At 54.3% G+C, this 16,868-nt stretch carries 13 protein-coding genes; 11 read left to right on the top strand and 2 right to left on the bottom strand.

What is annotated here, in order from left to right; all coding sequences use genetic code 11:
• Positions 1-4 precede the first annotated feature (4 nt).
• The 10 genes from ACZ5ZS_RS00455 to ACZ5ZS_RS00500 all read left to right on the top strand — a co-directional run bounded on the left by ACZ5ZS_RS00455 (position 5) and on the right by ACZ5ZS_RS00500 (position 12,369).
• Complete coding sequence (locus ACZ5ZS_RS00455) at positions 5-979, top strand: carbohydrate ABC transporter permease (protein ID WP_464858366.1); 975 nt, start codon at positions 5-7, stop codon at positions 977-979.
• Positions 885-1,712 (top strand): carbohydrate ABC transporter permease, encoded by an 828-nt coding sequence (locus tag ACZ5ZS_RS00460; protein WP_188595938.1) that lies wholly within the window; start codon positions 885-887, stop codon positions 1,710-1,712. Before ACZ5ZS_RS00455 ends, ACZ5ZS_RS00460 begins: the two co-directional genes overlap by 95 nt.
• Before the next feature lie 4 nt (positions 1,713-1,716).
• Entirely contained in the window at positions 1,717-2,754 is a 1,038-nt protein-coding gene (locus ACZ5ZS_RS00465) for an ABC transporter ATP-binding protein (protein ID WP_188595939.1), read from the top strand.
• 55 nt (positions 2,755-2,809) lie between these two features.
• Positions 2,810-4,714 carry a glycogen debranching N-terminal domain-containing protein gene (locus tag ACZ5ZS_RS00470; protein WP_188595940.1) on the top strand — a complete coding sequence of 635 codons (1,905 nt, stop codon included), beginning with the start codon at positions 2,810-2,812 and terminating at the stop codon, positions 4,712-4,714.
• A 60-nt stretch (positions 4,715-4,774) separates the two neighbouring features.
• Entirely contained in the window at positions 4,775-6,610 is a 1,836-nt protein-coding gene (locus ACZ5ZS_RS00475) for a urocanate hydratase (protein WP_188595941.1), read from the top strand.
• Positions 6,611-6,615: 5 nt separating this feature from the next.
• On the top strand, positions 6,616-7,512 hold the full coding sequence (locus tag ACZ5ZS_RS00480) for an arginase family protein (protein WP_188595942.1): 897 nt from the start codon (positions 6,616-6,618) through the stop codon (positions 7,510-7,512).
• Entirely contained in the window at positions 7,509-9,002 is a 1,494-nt protein-coding gene (locus ACZ5ZS_RS00485) for an aromatic amino acid ammonia-lyase (RefSeq protein ID WP_188595943.1), read from the top strand. The genes ACZ5ZS_RS00480 and ACZ5ZS_RS00485 overlap by 4 nt, the downstream gene beginning before the upstream one ends.
• Positions 8,980-10,197, top strand: a complete 1,218-nt coding sequence (hutI, locus tag ACZ5ZS_RS00490; protein WP_188595944.1) for an imidazolonepropionase — start codon at positions 8,980-8,982, stop codon at positions 10,195-10,197. The genes ACZ5ZS_RS00485 and hutI overlap by 23 nt, the downstream gene beginning before the upstream one ends.
• A 65-nt stretch (positions 10,198-10,262) precedes the next feature.
• Entirely contained in the window at positions 10,263-11,552 is a 1,290-nt protein-coding gene (locus tag ACZ5ZS_RS00495) for a dimethylarginine dimethylaminohydrolase family protein (protein WP_188595945.1), read from the top strand.
• 37 nt (positions 11,553-11,589) lie between these two features.
• Positions 11,590-12,369 carry an eIF2B alpha/beta/delta subunit family protein gene (locus tag ACZ5ZS_RS00500; protein ID WP_075059491.1) on the top strand — a complete coding sequence of 260 codons (780 nt, stop codon included), beginning with the start codon at positions 11,590-11,592 and terminating at the stop codon, positions 12,367-12,369.
• Between the two features lie 104 nt (positions 12,370-12,473).
• On the opposite strand, the gene ACZ5ZS_RS00505 is transcribed toward ACZ5ZS_RS00500, so the two are convergent.
• The gene (locus tag ACZ5ZS_RS00505) at positions 12,474-12,848 is read right to left on the bottom strand and encodes a hypothetical protein (RefSeq protein WP_188595946.1); all 375 of its coding nucleotides are present in this window, start codon (positions 12,846-12,848) and stop codon (positions 12,474-12,476) included.
• Positions 12,849-13,390: 542 nt separating this feature from the next.
• On the opposite strand from ACZ5ZS_RS00505, the gene ilvD reads away from it, so the two are divergent.
• Complete coding sequence (gene ilvD / locus ACZ5ZS_RS00510) at positions 13,391-15,079, top strand: dihydroxy-acid dehydratase (RefSeq protein ID WP_188595947.1); 1,689 nt, start codon at positions 13,391-13,393, stop codon at positions 15,077-15,079.
• A 474-nt stretch (positions 15,080-15,553) separates the two neighbouring features.
• Here ilvD and ACZ5ZS_RS00515 read toward each other — a convergent pair whose 3' ends face one another.
• Entirely contained in the window at positions 15,554-16,768 is a 1,215-nt protein-coding gene (locus ACZ5ZS_RS00515; RefSeq protein ID WP_188595948.1) for an MFS transporter, read from the bottom strand.
• Between the last annotated feature and the right edge of the window lie 100 nt (positions 16,769-16,868).

The following is a 16,868-nucleotide window of genomic DNA, read 5'->3' on the forward strand; positions in this document are numbered from 1 at the left end:
TAGGATGGGAAAGAGCACAACGAAATCAAACATAACGGGTTATTTATTCATCCTTCCCGCCTTTGCATTGATAGTCTCATTCATGCTCTTCCCGGCAGCGTATTCCTTCGCCATCAGTTTAATGCATTACGACCCTTTCTTCCACCGGATATACCCGGTGGGGTTAACCAATTACGCGGTGGTGCTCTCGGATCCCCTCTTCAGATTATCGTTGCTACATGCCCTGGAGTACACGGCCATAGTTGTTCCCACCCAAACCATCCTGGCATTCGCGTTCGCATTGCTATTCAATGAGGAGACGAGGCTGGCGAGGATCACCAGGGCCACGGTTTTCATACCTGCCGTCACGTCGTCGGCCGTAATGTCGGTGTTATTCATTTACGTGTTCTCCAGGGATGGATTGCTCAATGCGTTTCTCAGGGTGTTTGGGGTACAGCCCCAGAACTGGTTGCTCAGCACCGCGTGGGCGTTCCCCGCGATAATGGCCCTCAACATATTCAGCACGACGCCTTATTTTATGGTGATGTTCCTGGCCAGCCTTCAATCCATTCCCCAATCAATAATGGATGCGGCCGCCATCGATGGGATTAGAACTGCCGTCCAGAGATCCAGGTTCTTCTACCTGCCCCTCCTGAGGTTCAGCTTCTTCTTCGTTGCAGTGTTGGGAGTTATAGGTTCCATGCAGCTATTCGACCAGGTATACATAATGACCGCCGGCGGTCCCGGCACTTCTACCTACGTTCCCTTAATGTATATATACAACGAGGCTTTCGTGTACGATAACTTCGGCGCAGCCGCCGCGGCGAGCTTCGTCTTATTCGTGTTGATAATGGCGCTAACCATCGCGCAGGCGCAAGCTGATTCCGGAGATGAGGTGGGCATGAATGGCTGGACAAGCCGTGAAGGCATGGATCAGGAGGGCCGTTCAAGTCATCATCGCCATTGTGTATTTCCTGCCCTTTTACTGGATGTTCCTTAAATCGTTTAGATCATCTATTTTTCCCCACTTCCCCCCTAATCTGTTACCGGTGGTGAACACCATCGGCAATTACATATATGTATGGAGATTCGGCGATTTCCCCATATGGTACTTGAACAGCATCTTAATAGCGGTGGCCACCACGGCCGGCTCCGTTCTCATAGGCGCGCTCGCGGGTTATGCTTTTGCCAGGCTGGAATTCAGGGGCCGTGATGTTCTGTTCTACATCGTATTGGCCACACTAATGATACCGTTTCCTGTGATAACTGTGGCCGAATATATATTCATGGTAGACATAGGCTGGGTGAATACATACCAAGCCGTCATAATTCCATCCATGGTCTCCGCGGTGAATATCTTCCTCATGAGGCAGTACTTCACGACGATACCGACGGAGGTGGAGGAGGCGGCCAGAATAGATGGTTTGCGAACTCATCAAATATTCGCTATAATAGCAGCGCCGCTGGCCAAGCCGGCATTCGCGGCGGCTGCCATATATACGTTCCTAGCAGCATGGAATAGCTTCCTTTGGCCCCTCTTCGTGCTGCAGACCCCCGGCAAGTTCACGCTTCCCCTCGCAATAAACTTCTTCAAGGGAGCCAATGGAGCCCAGATATACTGGAATCAAATGACTGCCGCCGAGGTCCTCTCGCTTATACCGACGTTGATGATCTATGTAATATTTGAACGGTATTTCATAAAGGGAATTGCGCTGAACGTCAACAAGGGATGAGAGCATGACCGTAGAATTAATCCATGTAACGAAGTACTACTCGAATAAGAAGGCAGTGGATGACGTTAACCTGACCATAGGAGACAATGAATTCTTCGTGATACTTGGGCCGAGCGGCAGCGGGAAGACCACGCTTCTCAGAATAGTGGCTGGGCTAATAGAGCCGGATGAGGGGGAGGTAAGGATAGGAGGCCGGAGAATGAACGGGGTCCCACCCTTTGAGCGGAACGTGGCCATGGTGTTTCAAAACTATGCCTTGTATCCACACATGACGGTCTACGACAACATAGCCCTCAACATGAAGATACGCAAGCTCAAGAAGAGCGAGATAGATAGGAGGGTCAAGGAGGTGGCGGCCCGGCTCCACATAGATGACCTGCTCGACAGGAGGCCAAGCCAATTATCCGGTGGGCAGGCCCAGAGAGTCGCATTGGCGCGGGCCATGGTTAGGAACCCAAGCGTGTACTTGCTCGACGAACCCTTGAGCAACCTGGATGCGAAGCTTAGGGTGGAGATGAGGGCCGAGATAAAGAGGTTCCTGGGCTCCGTGGGAGTTCCCGTGATATACGTTACACACGATCAATCGGAGGCCATGACGCTTGGAACCAGGGTTGCGGTCATGAACGCGGGAAGGATAATCCAGGTCGGGAGCCCATTGGAGCTATACGAGAGGCCGAGCAATGTATTCGTCGCCGGCTTCGTAGGAAATCCTCCCATGAACGTGATACCGCTCTCTGCCTTGAATGGCGTGGCTCCGCCTCCTGGGTATGAACGCGGCGAGGTGGCGATTGGAATACGACCTACTGATCTAGCCATAGGCAGTGGACCCGGCACCTCCGTTAGGGCTACCATTTCCTTGATAGAGGTTCTGGGCGACGAGGCGGTAATTCATGCGTCAGCTGGGTCGATTCAATTAACGATAAAGAAGGAGCTCCGCGAGGTGGCTGGGCTCAGGGTAGGCGATGTAGTGGCAATAGGCATAGATCCAGCCAAAGCGCATTGGTTCAGGTCAAGCGATGGAACTAGGATAGAGGTGACCTAGGATCAGCGACTGGAAGCTGGAGGATAGGGAGACCATTAATGCGGGCAGGGCATTCATGGTCCTACGCGGAGGCTCGGCGAGCCCCAGCCATGGCTATACCGGGCTGTACTATAGGGATACTAGGTTCGTCTCCCTATATGAATTACTAATAGATGGGAGACCGGCATTGCCCATCAAGTCATGGAGGAGCGGCATATCCATTAATTACGAGTACGACTTGAACGGCGAACCCATTCGGAGAACCATAACGCCGTTCTACGATGGAGTGCGCGATTCAGTGCAGGGAGGCGGGGAGTTGAGCGTCAAGGTTGGATTCGACTTCTCCGATATATTCGAGGTAAGGGATTCCCTAAGTAAGTCGAGCGTCGTGGAGAGGAGACGCATGGTTAACGTGGAGAGGAGGGGGAAAGCGATCATTGCATTTTACGATGGAACCGATGGAGCGAGGAGGAGCCTAGTAATTAGGAGCGGTGGAGAGGCTTCATTGAAGGATGGATTAGCCATAGTGAGGGGAAGCGGGCGGCTGAGCGTGATGTTGATGCCGGCATTGGGAAGCCCAGAGAGGCCTCGAAGCGCGGGGGATGTTTTCATGGAATTCTTGCGGATGATTCCACACTTGAAGAGCGATAACAATTCCCTTAATTTATTATATAGATATTCCATCACCAACATCTTCACGCTGCTGGAGTCTCCTCCCGCCATTATGTTTCCCCTGGCCGGCATTCCCTGGTTCAACTGCGTGTTCGGAAGGGATTCCATAGTGACGGCCATGCAGACCCTTGGATTCATTCCATCAATAGCGGAGTCCGTGATTAAGAGGTTGACGGAATTGATTGGGCGGAGCCACGACAAGGAGAGGGAGGAGGAGCCCGGCAAGATAATACACGAGAGGCGGGAGGGCGAGATAAGCGGCAGCGTGCTGCCGTTCAGGAGGTACTACGGCACCATAGACGCCACTCCCCTCTACCTAATGCTGGTGGCGAGCTATGCCAGGCAGAGCGGCGTGGATTCTATTAAACCATTCAAGGATGGCGTCGAATTAGCCTTGGCGTGGCTGCTCGATAAATTGAGCAAGGATAAGCTGGGGCTGCTGGGCTATGATGGTGGTGCCCTGAGCAATCAAGGATGGAAGGATTCTTGGGACTCCGTCTTCGACTCAAGCGGGGAACTATTGGGGTACCCCAGGTACTTGATTGAGGTGCAGGGATATGTTTGGGAGGCGCTGAGGAGCATGGATGAAATCTCTCCAGGCCTTGGCCTGGGCAATGTTGCCAACCGCGTTCGGGATAAGATAACGCTATTCTGGTCCAATGAATTGGGATTCTTTGCGGAGGCCATTGATGGGGAGGGCAGGTTGGCGGATATATACACATCCAATCCAGGCCACTTGCTTTGGACCCACGCCATCAATAGCGGGGACGCCAAAAAGGCTGCCGAGGTATTAATGGGGAATAGGCTCTTCACCGAGTACGGAATAAAGACCCTGGGATACGGCGAGCCTCGTCACGATCCCACCAGCTACCATAATGGATCGATCTGGCCCCATGATAACTCCATAATATTGAAGGGTCTGGCCGACTACGGCTTATGCGATGAATTCTCGGCAGGATCCAAGGCGATGCTGAATGCATTCAAGCAACTGGGACTCCCGGGCCTGCCCGAACTGTATACCGGCTCCGATCCCCCGAGACCCATGGGGAATTTCCCCCAGTCCTGGGCAAGTGGAGCGGCGGTCATGATGATCCAAGGAATGCTGGGAATATCATTCAACGGCAACGCTGTCTCGCTTAGGCCATGCATTCCCGACTGGCTGAAGTGGATTGAGGTAAGGAACATTGACTTACACGGCCTGCGGCTTAACATAAAGATGAGGAGGAGAGGAGGGGGTGTAAATGTATCCTATGAGGTAGTGGATTCAATGCGAAAGGCATCGCGAATGGAGTTGATAATAGATGAATGACACGCGGTCATGAAGGCTATCCACGCTAATTTTTAAAACCATATAGCTATACGTAGCCTAATGAGCGTACCATATAAGTATATTGGAACTCCCCTGGAAGAATTGATCTCGCTTGGTTACTACGATCCCGAGGCCAGGAGAATCAAGGCAATAAGGGGGAGGGACCTCCACGTGAGGAGCCTGGACTGGCAGTTGGAGGGACCCCTTCGAATGCTATTCCACGTCCTGGACGAGGAGGTAGCCAAGGACCCCAAGAACTTGATCGTGTACGGCGGGACCGGGAAGGCGGCTAGGTCGTGGGACGACTTCGAGGCGATAGTGTCTTCGCTCATGACTATGGAGTCGGACGACACGTTGGTGATACAGAGCGGGCAGCCCATTGCAATATTCAAGCTGGATAAAAGGGCTCCCCGAGTCGTCATGAGCAACGCGATGCTTGTCCCCAAGTGGGCTGATTGGAGGACTTTCAGGGAGTTAGAGGCGAGGGGCTTGATAAGCTTTCACCAGATGACGGCTGGGTGCTGGGCCTACATTGGGACCCAGGGAATACTGCAGGGAACCTATGAGACTATCGGATACGCCGCGGAGAGGCACTTTGGGAGCCTGGAGGGGCGATTAATGGTCAGCGCTGGGCTGGGCGAGATGGGCGGGGCCCAGCCCCTCGCCGTTAAGATGCTCGGCGGCGTTGCCTTGATAGCCGACGTGGATAGGAGAATGATTGAGCGCAGGATTAATACGGCGTACCTGGACGCATGGACCGACGACGTGGATAAGGCGATAAGCATGGCGCTGGCAGCCAAGGAGAAGCGGCAGGCCACCAGCATAGGCGTGCTGGCCAATGCCGTTGATCTGCTTGAGAGACTCGTGAGGGAAGGCGTCACGCCGGACCTATTGACGGATCAAACCCCGGCGCATGACCCGCTTGCATACGTGCCGCAGGGATTAAGCCTTGAGGAGGCCAATAAGTTAAAGGCAAGCGATCCGGATAAGTATGTTTCCTTGGCTTCATCATCCATGGCTAAGCACGTTCAATTAATGCTGGAGCTCCAAAGGAGGGGCGCGGTCACGTTCGATTACGGCAATAACCTGAGAAAGCAAGCATTCGATGCGGGCGTGGAGGACGCGTTCAAGATACCGGGCCAAATGGAGTTCCTGAGACCCATGTTCGAGGAGGGGAGAGGCCCGTTCAGGTGGATAAGCCTCACCGGGGAACCAAACGACATATACAGGCTGGACGACGTGCTTCTCTCCCTATTTGAACGCAATGCTAGGCTTGCCAGGTGGATAAGGAATGCGCATAAATACGTGAAGTTCCAGGGACTCCCGGCCAGGGTGGTTTACCTGGGGTACGGCGAGCGCGCGCTCTTCGGGAAGACGGTCAGCCAAATGGTGAGGAGGGGCGAACTAAACGGGCCCATGTGGTTCGGGAGGGATCATTTGGACAGCGGATCTGTGGCTTCCCCGTACAGGGAGACCGAGGCCATGCTAGACGGGAGCGATGCCATCGGGGACTGGCCCATACTGAATTACGCGTTGAACACGGCCTCCGGAGCTACCTGGACTTGCTTCCACCACGGCGGGGGGACCGGCATAGGGTACTCAATCCACGCCGGCTTCGGCATGGTGGTTGATGGAAGCGAGCTGGCGGAGGAGAAAGCCATGAGGGTGTTCACAGTTGATCCGGGCAGCGGCGTCGTTAGGCACGCGCACGCGGGTTATCCCAAGTCGCTCAGGGTGGCGAGGGAGAGAGGGATCCGGATCCCCATAATGGATAGGCTGGAGGAGAAGAGCAGGAGGGTGATCGAGGAGGCCCATAGAGAGGGCCGGGCAAGCGATTATACCTATGACCGCGTAAAGAAGGACTTGGAGGAGTACGATAAGCGGGTCCGCAAGTGATGCCCATGCCTATAACTAGGGCACCCGGCGCTCGATTCATAAAGGATCCAAGGGACGTTAGGCTGGAGGACAGGGTGATCAGGGGGGACGCGGAGGGAGACGTGGGATTGCTTGGAGTTCCTTGGGACGGCGCTGTTGGCGGGAGACCGGGCGCACGGTTCGCGCCATCACGGGTGCGGGGCTTCCTCTACTCCATGCCCCTCAACATCAATGCCAGTATAGTGGATTTCGGGGACGTCGACGTGGTCATCGGGGATCACGGCGAGACCATGAGGAGGACACGCGAGGCGGCGGCCCAGGCATTGAAGCGTGTGAAGGAGCTCCTCGTGATTGGAGGCGACAACAGCGTTTCTCACCCAGTCTTTCAGGCATTGAACGAGATGGAGGAGGAGGTTGGCTACATATTGATAGATGCCCACCCAGACATAAGGACCGTCACCGAGGGATTGACGAGCGGATTGGCGATAAGAATGATTAGGGAGGCAAATCCATCAATGCCCATAACCGTGGTTGGCTACAGGCCCCACTCTAATCCGAGGTACTTAATGGATGAGGCGAGGCAGCTCAATGTAAGGATAATAACCATGAATGAGGCGGAGGAGGTCGGCGTTAAGGGCGTCGCTGCTCAACTGGCGGAGGCGTATAGGGGGAGGCGGGTATACCTTAGCCTCGACATGGATGCCGTGGATCCGGCATTCGCGCCAGGCGTGAACAGCCCATCGCCCGGCGGCTTCACGTCCAGGGAGGTAATAGACCTTGTCTCCAGGCTATCCAAGGAATTGAGGCCCAGGGTATTCGACGTGGTGGAGGTAACTCCCTTGGTGGACGTCGCCGATCAAACCTCCAACCTGGCCGCCGCCGTCCTCATGAACGCCATGTGGCCCCAAGGCGATGCCCAGTGAGGCTTGGAGAGTTAAGCGTAATGGATATTTACGAGGCGGCAATTAAGGGGGCACGGATAGAGGCAAGCGGCTTGGAGGGAATCGATGAGGGCGCTGAGAGGCTCGTGAAGGCGGCGGCGACTAGCAGGATATACGGCGTCAACACTCTTCTCGGCGAGCTGGCCAACAGCGGGGAAGGCGGGGAGGCGGATCCGCTCGACATGATTAGAATGCATGCCTGCGGCGTTGGGGAACCGGCGCCCAGGGAGTGGGTTAGGGCCTCCCTGCTGGTTAGGGCCAATCAATTGGCCCAGGGCTACAGCGGGGTGAGGAGCGGGCTTCTCATCACCATGATCAACATGCTCAACTCAGGCATCTCGCCCGTGGTGCCGGTTCTGGGCAGCGTTGGATCCAGCGGTGACTTAATCCCCCTGGCCCACATAGCGTTGGCAGTGGCGGGGGAGGGGGAGGCGGAGGCGAGCGGGGAGCGGCTTCCAGCGGCGGAGGCGCTTCGCAGAATCGGCTTGACCCCATTCACGCCTAACCTAAGGGAGGCGCTGGCAATGATTAATGGAACTAGCTTCAGCGCGGGCGCGTTAGCCGTTGAGCTTGTCAACTCGTTTCTGGTGGCCATTGGCTCCATCGCCTCCACAGTGATGATCATGGAGGCGGCCCGGGGATCATTGAGCCCGAACTCAATCGAGGTGAATGCAGTGAAGAGGCACAAAGCTCCGCTGTTGGTAGCTGGGCTGCTGGAGGAGTCCCTCGCCGGAAGCAGGAGGGTGAACTCGTCCGGGAGGGTTCAAGATCCGTACTCGATTAGGTGCTCCAGCCTAGTGATAGGGGCGGCGATAGACGCGTTGTGGTGGGCTAGACGCAACTTGGAGAATGAGGTTAACTCCACCAGCGATAATCCGGTGATGATTGGAACCAACTTCAAGTCCACCTGCCACTTCCATGGACAGTACATATCCATCTCGAGCGACTTGGCGAGGAACGCCGTGGCTTCGCTGATCAACCTGGAGGAGAGGAGGAGCGCTCAATTGCTTAGGCGGGAAATAAATGGGAGCGAGGAGTACCTGGGCAGGAGAGGCGGCGTTGGCTTCATGATAATGCAGTACACAAATGCTGGCCTTTCCGGACTTGCGCGGCAATTATCAACGCCGGCCCTCGTCAATAACGTGCCCACCAGCGGCTTTCAGGAGGACGTGGTTGCCATGAGCCTCAACTCGGTCTACTTATTGAGGCAATTAAATGAATTGGCGTTCAGGAGCATTGCGATCAATTTGCTGCTCAGCTACGTGGCCCTCGACCGAGACGGGTGCGGGGGCTGTGGGGGGACCGGTCGATTGCTTCACGAATTGATCGGGGATAGGTGGAGGGACGGCGACGTGAGCGCATCTATAGAGGCGGTGGCACGCGATTTGCCCTTTATACTGGGTAAGTTCCTAGAGTCGAGGGGCTTAACGCTTAGGGGAGTGGTTGAGGGTGATCGACTTACTAATAGATAACATAGGCGTGCTGGCGACGGCGAGGAAGTCGCCGTGGCGATTTGGCGACGATGTGTTCATCATGGAGAACGCCGCCGTCGCCGTTTCGCGGGGCGAGGTTCTTGACGTGGGGCCCTCCAGCGCGATTAGGAAAAGATACAGAGCGTCGCGCGTAATTGATGCCCGCAATAGATTAGTCACGCCTGCTTTGGTGGATGCGCACACGCACATGCTGTTCGCAGGCGATAGGAGCTGGGAGCTGAAGTTAAAGCTTGGGGGAGTCACGTATGGCGAGATCCTGAGGAGGGGCGGCGGTATATACAGCACCATAGAGTCCACGGAGGCTGCAAGCGATGAGGAATTAATGCGGGGCCTGGAGGATAGGGTGGGCGCAGCCATAATGCATGGGGCTGGGGCACTCGAGGTGAAGACAGGATACGCCGCGGCGCCCAGCGGCGAGGCCAGGCTGCTCAATATAATACGGCGCATCAAGTCAACGGCGAAGCTTGTGGATACGCTTCTCATGCACGTGCCGCCCAGGGGAAGAGATAGGGAGGCGCACGTAGATGCAATGATCGAGGCGCTGCCTCAATTAATGCCGAGCTTCGTCGATGTGTTCTGCGATGACGGCGCGTTCACAGTGGATGAGAGCAAGCGATTTCTCTCGGCGGCGGCTAGGTTGGGCATTGGGTTAAGGCTTCACGCCGATGAGCTGGCCAATATAGGGTGCAGCGAATTGATAGGCGAGCTGTCCCTCTCCTCAATTGACCACTTGCTCAAGACGCCGGGGGATGTCATGGCCATGATAGCCAAGTCGAGGACGGCGGCCGTGCTGCTGCCGTGCACTGCGTTATCAATGATGAGCGGCGAAAAGCCGCGAGTAGACGTGTTGAGGCGGGAAGGCGGCATACCCGCGTTGGGCACCGATTTTAGCCCCAACTCGTGGTGTCCAAGCATGGAGGCGGCAATGGAGTTATCCACATATCTCTACGGCTTGACTCCGCTTGAAGCCTTAATGGCGGCGACCACTAACTCGGCCTATAGCCTTGGCCTTAAGGACGTCGGCGTGGTGGCGCCGGGAAGCCGCGCGTTGCTTGCCATCTGGAAGGTAAATGATATTGATTGGCTAACGTACTGGATGGGGGGTGGGAAGTTGAGCCTATTGGTGCTGGGCAGCATTGTCGTGGAGCCCAAAGCGGCATCCCCAGCCACGTAAGTCAGTGCGCTCCCCAGAGAATCGCAGTTATTGACCTGTTCAACGGGAAGGTTTTAAAGCCGGTCGTGCAAGGCCTAAATGGCGTCTCCATGTATGTTAAGAGGGAGTGGGATAGTCTCGGAGAAGTCATGATTCACAGGCCCGGCATAGAGATGTTCTACGGCCTCCTACATCCCAAGTCGTTCCTATACGAGCGGGCGTTCAGCATGGATGAGGCCCTCTACGAGCATGAAGTGCTGGAGCACGCGTTGGAAAGGGAGGGGGTGGCTGTTCATAGGGCCAAGAAGGTAATTGTGCAGAGGATAAAGTCCAGCCCCGAGTTCAGGGAGAAGGTGGTGGAGAGGGTTAAGCGATTGGTGGAGTTCAGGGGGGACGTCGATGACGATGCCTCAGAGTTCATCAATAACTTGTCAGCGTACGATCCGGAGTTCCTGTTCAACGTTCTAGTGCTGAGGCCCACGCTGATCCTCAAGAGGAGGCGGAGGTCGAGGTCCTATAGGGTGTACGTAGTCAACAGAATGCCCCTGGCCAATATGTATTTCATGCGGGATCAACAATTGACAGTTCCCAACGGTATAATTCAGGGCCGCATGGCGCTTCCACAGAGGAGGGCGGAGACCCAGGTAACGGAGCTAGCGTTCGAGGCCCTATCCATGCCATTGATATATAGAATATCCTCTCCCGGCGTATTGGAGGGCGGGGATTACATGCCCATGGGGGACTTCGCCGTGATTGGGTATGGACACAGATCCAATAGAAGCGGCATAATGCAAGCCATGGGCCTGCTCGGAGTGAAGGAGGTGGCGGTGGTCAGGTTGCCTCGGCATCCGCTGGTTCCCAGCAGGGATTCCATGCTGGACATGCACTTGGATACTTTCTTCAACGTGGCAGGCGATGGATTAGCCGTCGGCAACGTGGAGATGATGCGGGATGCCTCAGTGGTGGTCTATGCCAATGAGGGGGATGGATTCGTTGCCTTGGCTAAAACCAACCTGCTGGACTACATGAAGTCCAAGGGATTCAACATAATCCCAATAACATTCATGGAGCAGCTATCCTATGCCAGTAACTTCCTGACCATATCCGATAGGAAGATCGTGACGCCTAACGTGGAGATGAACGCCTCCAAGGTGATCAACGCCTTGATGATGAAGACGGAAGCAAGCCCGGAGTACTCGAAGCTCTTCCAAGTGGCCAAGGCAGAGTATGGAAAGCTGAGGACCGAGGGACATATATTCCCACATAAACCGGAACTTATAGAGGAGGGGGTGGATTTCGTCCAAATAGACGTGAGCGAGCTCACCGGCGGTTACGGCGGGATTCACTGCATGACGTCAATAGTGAATCGTCATTGAGGGAGAAGTATTAATCCCCAACGCAGGTTTTCACCGCGTGGAGTTCGAGTCAATAATCAGGGAAATGGCGGAGGATCAAGTCCACGGCGCTTCCTGGTACTTCAAAAGGGCCGTTGATGCTGCGAGAGCGGCCGTGGGAATCATTGAGGTCGACCGCTTGGTCTCCGCGCTGAGATCGGTGAGGCCCGGCATGGCTAGCCTGGAGTTCGTGGCCACCGCCATAACCCGGTTTGGATTGAGTATGAATACCGTGGAGGCGCTGCGTAGGTACGGGGACTCAGCCGCACTGGCCTTGGCGGAGGCAGGACGTAGGATGAGAGTGGGGACTATGCTCACTATTAGTTACTCCAGCGCGGTGGCATCGGCTTTCGGCCAATCAATCCGTTACGCGCTGGAGTCTAGGCCGGGCAGCGAGGCGGTGGAGCTGGCGAGGCGATTTCCCTGGATTCGCTTGGTTCCGGACCTGGCCATGGCGCAATTCGCTGGGGAGGTCGACGGCATAGCCATGGGGGCGGACGGCATCTACTCCGGCGTTGTGCTTAACAAGGTGGGCTCCCTTCCCTTGGCCTTGGTGGCGAGGCGCTTGGGAAAGCCGCTTCTCGTGGTGGCTGAGTCATTTAAGGCGCTACCACGCGATGTAGATTGCGGCGGCATCCATAGCGTGGAGATAAATGGATTGAGAGTGAAGCTCTTCGACTGCGTTCCAAATGAGTTGGTGGATGAATTTATTACGGACGTGGGCGAGTTCAGGCCTGGACAGGGCCTGGCCAGCGACATTCATGAGGCTGCAATGAATGAATTAATGAAGTTCCTATAGATTATGCATGCCCTCCTCCATTTACCCAAAGATTGTTAAGGTTTCTCTGGAAGCATTCTGAAATGCCCGGGCAAAGGCCATTTAGCCAGCCGGGGCTAGAACCGTCATTCCTCCACCATCAGTCTGTATATAGCCAAGGGCTCGTCATCATACGCATCCACGTCTATGAAATACGCCTCCGATGATGATATGAGGAACCTCATCTCGCTGGCCGGCGCGTCGATCCTATCAGGCAGGCCATTGATCCCCAGCAGCCTGACCGCAACCACGCTTTCTCGCTTCCCCAGTAGATTGAATATCCTGTAATTGGATTTCACTGCGTCCTCGTACCTCTTTAGGAAGTCTTGATTGGATATTCTCGTCATGGAGACTATGACCCTATCCGCCAACCCCAACATTCTGGGCGATACGGAGTCCAGCAGCACCAATCGTCCTCTTCCCTTAATTGATTTATCCTCGGCCTCCCTTATTAATGACATGGGTTTTATTCGCAGAGGTTGAAAATATAAAGATTAACATCAAAACCTAAAGATTGCCCCCCATGTAGCTCCGCGCCCTTTACTTGCCGGCGCCTTTGGGGCTCCGGCTTTCAATGGCGTGGATTAGCACGGGTTTGGGCCTGAATAAACCTACTGCGCTGGGTTTAATTAGATTCTGTAAAGCGCTAATCAGTATTACATATAAATCACTATAATGATACAATTAAATGCAGAAAATGGGCGCGGAACCCAAATCCCGCGCCCAGTGAGCCGCGGAGCTACATGGGGGCTGTATACCCTTGAGCCAGCAATGAATATATTCGTATCGATCACAATAACTTACATTAATGCCTGGACTTGAAACGCTAAATAATCCCGTCCCGCACTAAAGGGCTAGGTTATAAACATAAATCATCCAATCAGGAGGCCCCGCAACTACAGGACGCCCGCAAGATCTTTTGTTATATTTATTATCTTAATATTTACATAACAATCAATTAGCTCGTAGATATATTTAATAATCGATCAGCGTATTAAATGGAATGCGAGTGGAAATTAAGCACAGGAGCAAGGTAGTTACAGAGGGGGTTGCAAGGGCCCCACATAGAAGCCTATTCAAGGCCGCCGGGTTCTCCGATGAGGACCTGGCGAAGCCTCTAATAGCGATTGCGAATTCATGGAATGAGATAGTGCCCGGCCATATACATCTAAATGAATTGGCGATCCACGTCAGGGCTGGAGTTAAGGAGGGGGGAGGCACTCCTATGGAGTTCAATACTATTGCGATAGATGATGGAATAGCAATGGGTCATGAAGGAATGAAGGCCTCCCTCATCAGCAGGGAGGTGATAGCGGACTCCGTCGAATTGATGGTGATGGCCCACGGCTTTGACGCAGTGGCCCTCCTCGCTAGCTGCGACAAGATAGAGCCAGGCATGTTAATGGCAGCCGCCAGGCTTAACATCCCGGCCATATTCATAAACGGCGGTCCAATGCTGACCGGGTCGCTGGGCGACCGCATGTTGTCGCTCGGCGATGTCTTCGAGGCCGTCGGCGCGTACTTCTCCGGCAAGATAACGGCGGAGGATTTAAGGCTAATAGAGAACGCCGCATGCCCCGGCGCTGGTTCCTGTGCTGGACTTTACACGGCTAATACCATGGCAATACTAGCGGAGGCGATGGGTATGTCACTGCCTGGGAGCTCCACTATACCGGCGGTGGATGCCAGGAGGAGGGTCGTGGCCGAGGCATCGGGCCAAGCCTTGATGAAGCTGCTAGAGGCTGGAATAAGGCCGAGAGACGTGATGACGTACGACGCGTTCAGAAACGCCATAGCGGTCGATGCTGCAATGGGCGGTTCAACCAATGCTGTCCTCCACCTCCTCGCCATAGCCAACGAGGCGGGCGTGAAGCTGACCTTAGATGACTTCGATGAAGTATACTCGAAGACGCCGTACATAGCCGATCTCCTGCCCGGGGGTCGATACGCTGTATGGCAGTTGGACAGGATTGGGGGTCTCCCATTGGTGCTCCGCAAGTTGGGTAGGAGGGGATTAGTGAATCTGGACGCTTTGACCGTGACGGGGGAATCCATGGGGAAGAACTTGGACAAGACGTGGCCATGGTCGCTGCCGTTAATTGATCGCGGGGATATAATCAAGGACTTGGATAACCCCATCCTATCTACAGGCGGCGTGGCGATATTGAGGGGAAACCTGGCTCCAGAGGGGGCCGTGGTGAAGGTGGCCGGCGTCAAGAAGCTCAGGCACGAGGGGCCGGCCAGGGTCTTCAATGACGAGGAGTCGGCTTTCAACGCAGTGACTCAGGGCAAGATAAGGCCGGGCGACGTCGTGGTAATAAGGTACGTCGGGCCTCGCGGCGCGCCTGGCATGCCTGAAATGCTGGCCGTAACATCAGCCATAGTCGGAGCTGGGTTAAGGGATGAGGTGTCGCTGATAACCGATGGGAGGTTCAGCGGAGCGACGAGGGGATTAATGGTGGGGCACGTCGCGCCCGAGGCAGCTGTTGGGGGACCCATAGCTGCTCTAAGCGATGGAGATATGATAACCATCGATGCCATCAACAAGTCTCTCTCCGTCGCATTGAGCGAGACCGAAATAAAGGATAGGCTAGAGGATTGGTCGCCGCCAGAGCCCAAATACGCATCTGGGGCATTGTCGCGGTACGCTAAGCTGGTGGCATCAGCGGCCAGAGGCGCAGTGCTGGATTGAATCCGTTAAAAGGATTGCTCCAGATTGCGGAGGAAAACGGTAAAATGACCAATGAGGCTGGGCGTTAGCCCACAGAAGCCGGACAAGTAGATGACCTTCAACCCTCCCCTTGGCTTAACCTAGGCTGTTCGCAGGGACTCACTTACTATCTCTATAACGCGTAATGTCCTTATAAAATAGTGATAAAACGAACGGCAAGCCTCGCCTTTTAAGGCGTGGTAAGGATTTTCAAGCAGGTATTCGCAACCCTCTTCACCCCTCCCTTTCGGCTCTCTAAGGATGGGGAGCGGAGCCGACTACCCCCGCAATGCCGAGGGAGGGGGGGAGGTCAGACCATTCCTATCCGCTATTCAGATAGCTGTGAGGACTTTCACAAAGACAAGCTAACTTTGCTCGACTCGCTTTAAAAATGGAATAAAAATGAGCTAAAAAAAAGTCGAGTGAAAAGCAAAACTTAATAAGTATGGGCTGAAATCATACTGCCCTCACCTCGGCCACGGTCCTTGGCCTTAGCATTAATTCCCAGGCAAATAATATAGTAGTCACCGCCGCGAATACCCACAGAGTCATTGTGAACCCGACTACTGAGAACATGTAGCCCACCAGCGGCATTAGGACTGACATTATCATCATTATGGAGCTGAAGAATGACGTTGACGACGCTATCTCCTCGCGCTTGAATGAGGTGTTAGCTATCTGTAGCCCGAGGGTCCAGGTTAATCCATCCGGTATGCCTGCTATCAGGAATGCTAGGACAAAGAAGATCCATGAAACCATGCTTAGCGCCAGGAATACCGAGGCCAGTAGGGCTATAGTGACTGCGGCGATCATGTAAGGTCTCCTGTTCATTATTGGTGACTTGAACCTGATCACCAACCTCGTCAACACATCGCCAATGAACATGGCGGCGAATAGGTAGTAGACCTCGTTTGCTGAGAAGCCTAGAGCGCTTCCTAGCTCGTAGCCGAAGGAGAATATTATGAAGAATGGTATCGTATAGGCCAACGCCGCTATCACTGCCCAATTGAACTCCAGGTTCTTGAATAGGGATGTTATGCTCGCATGGCCGCTATGGTCCTTGGCCTCCACGTACTTCAACGCATACCTCCCACTCATCGCTGCAACGAATGGTATAGCTATGAAGGCCATTATTGCGAATAATGCGAATAAGGTCTTTATCCCAAGGCCAAGCAAGTAACCCGTGGTGAGCGGGGCTATAATAAGCGCCAGCGCAACCCAGAATGAGAATGCCGCCTGCTCCACCTGCCTCCTTGCCTGCTCCACCGAGGCCATACCTGACATTGTCATGAAGGAATCCATGACCACGCCAGTTATAAGACCGTCAATAGTCATCAGGGTGTAAACCTCGGCATAACCCCTCACCACTATGTACAGTGGCATTGTTACTCCAAGAAGAGTCAACTCTATTATCTCAGCCATCCTTAGTTGGCTCGGCCTTATCCTATGCATTATGAACGCTGATGCCGCGAAAGTCAGTGTGAAGAGCGCAAAGCCTATACCGACCTCGAATGAGTTCATGCCAAAGGTACCCCCCAAGTAGCCTATTGATGTTTGATAGAACTGGAGTAGATACCTTCCTAGGAACGCTGCCACTATTATTAGCCACTCAGCCCCGCTTATTACTCCGAAGTCCAGCCCGATTTTTCTCCATTTATTTTGTTGTGTCATATTGGTCGACTAACCAGCCAGTCAGTTAGTTTATAAATATTTCTGACCAGTCAGTTTAATATAACCGTCTAGTCAGTAAGTTATTTAAATCGCAATTTAC

This window comes from Thermocladium modestius (assembly GCF_055398215.1).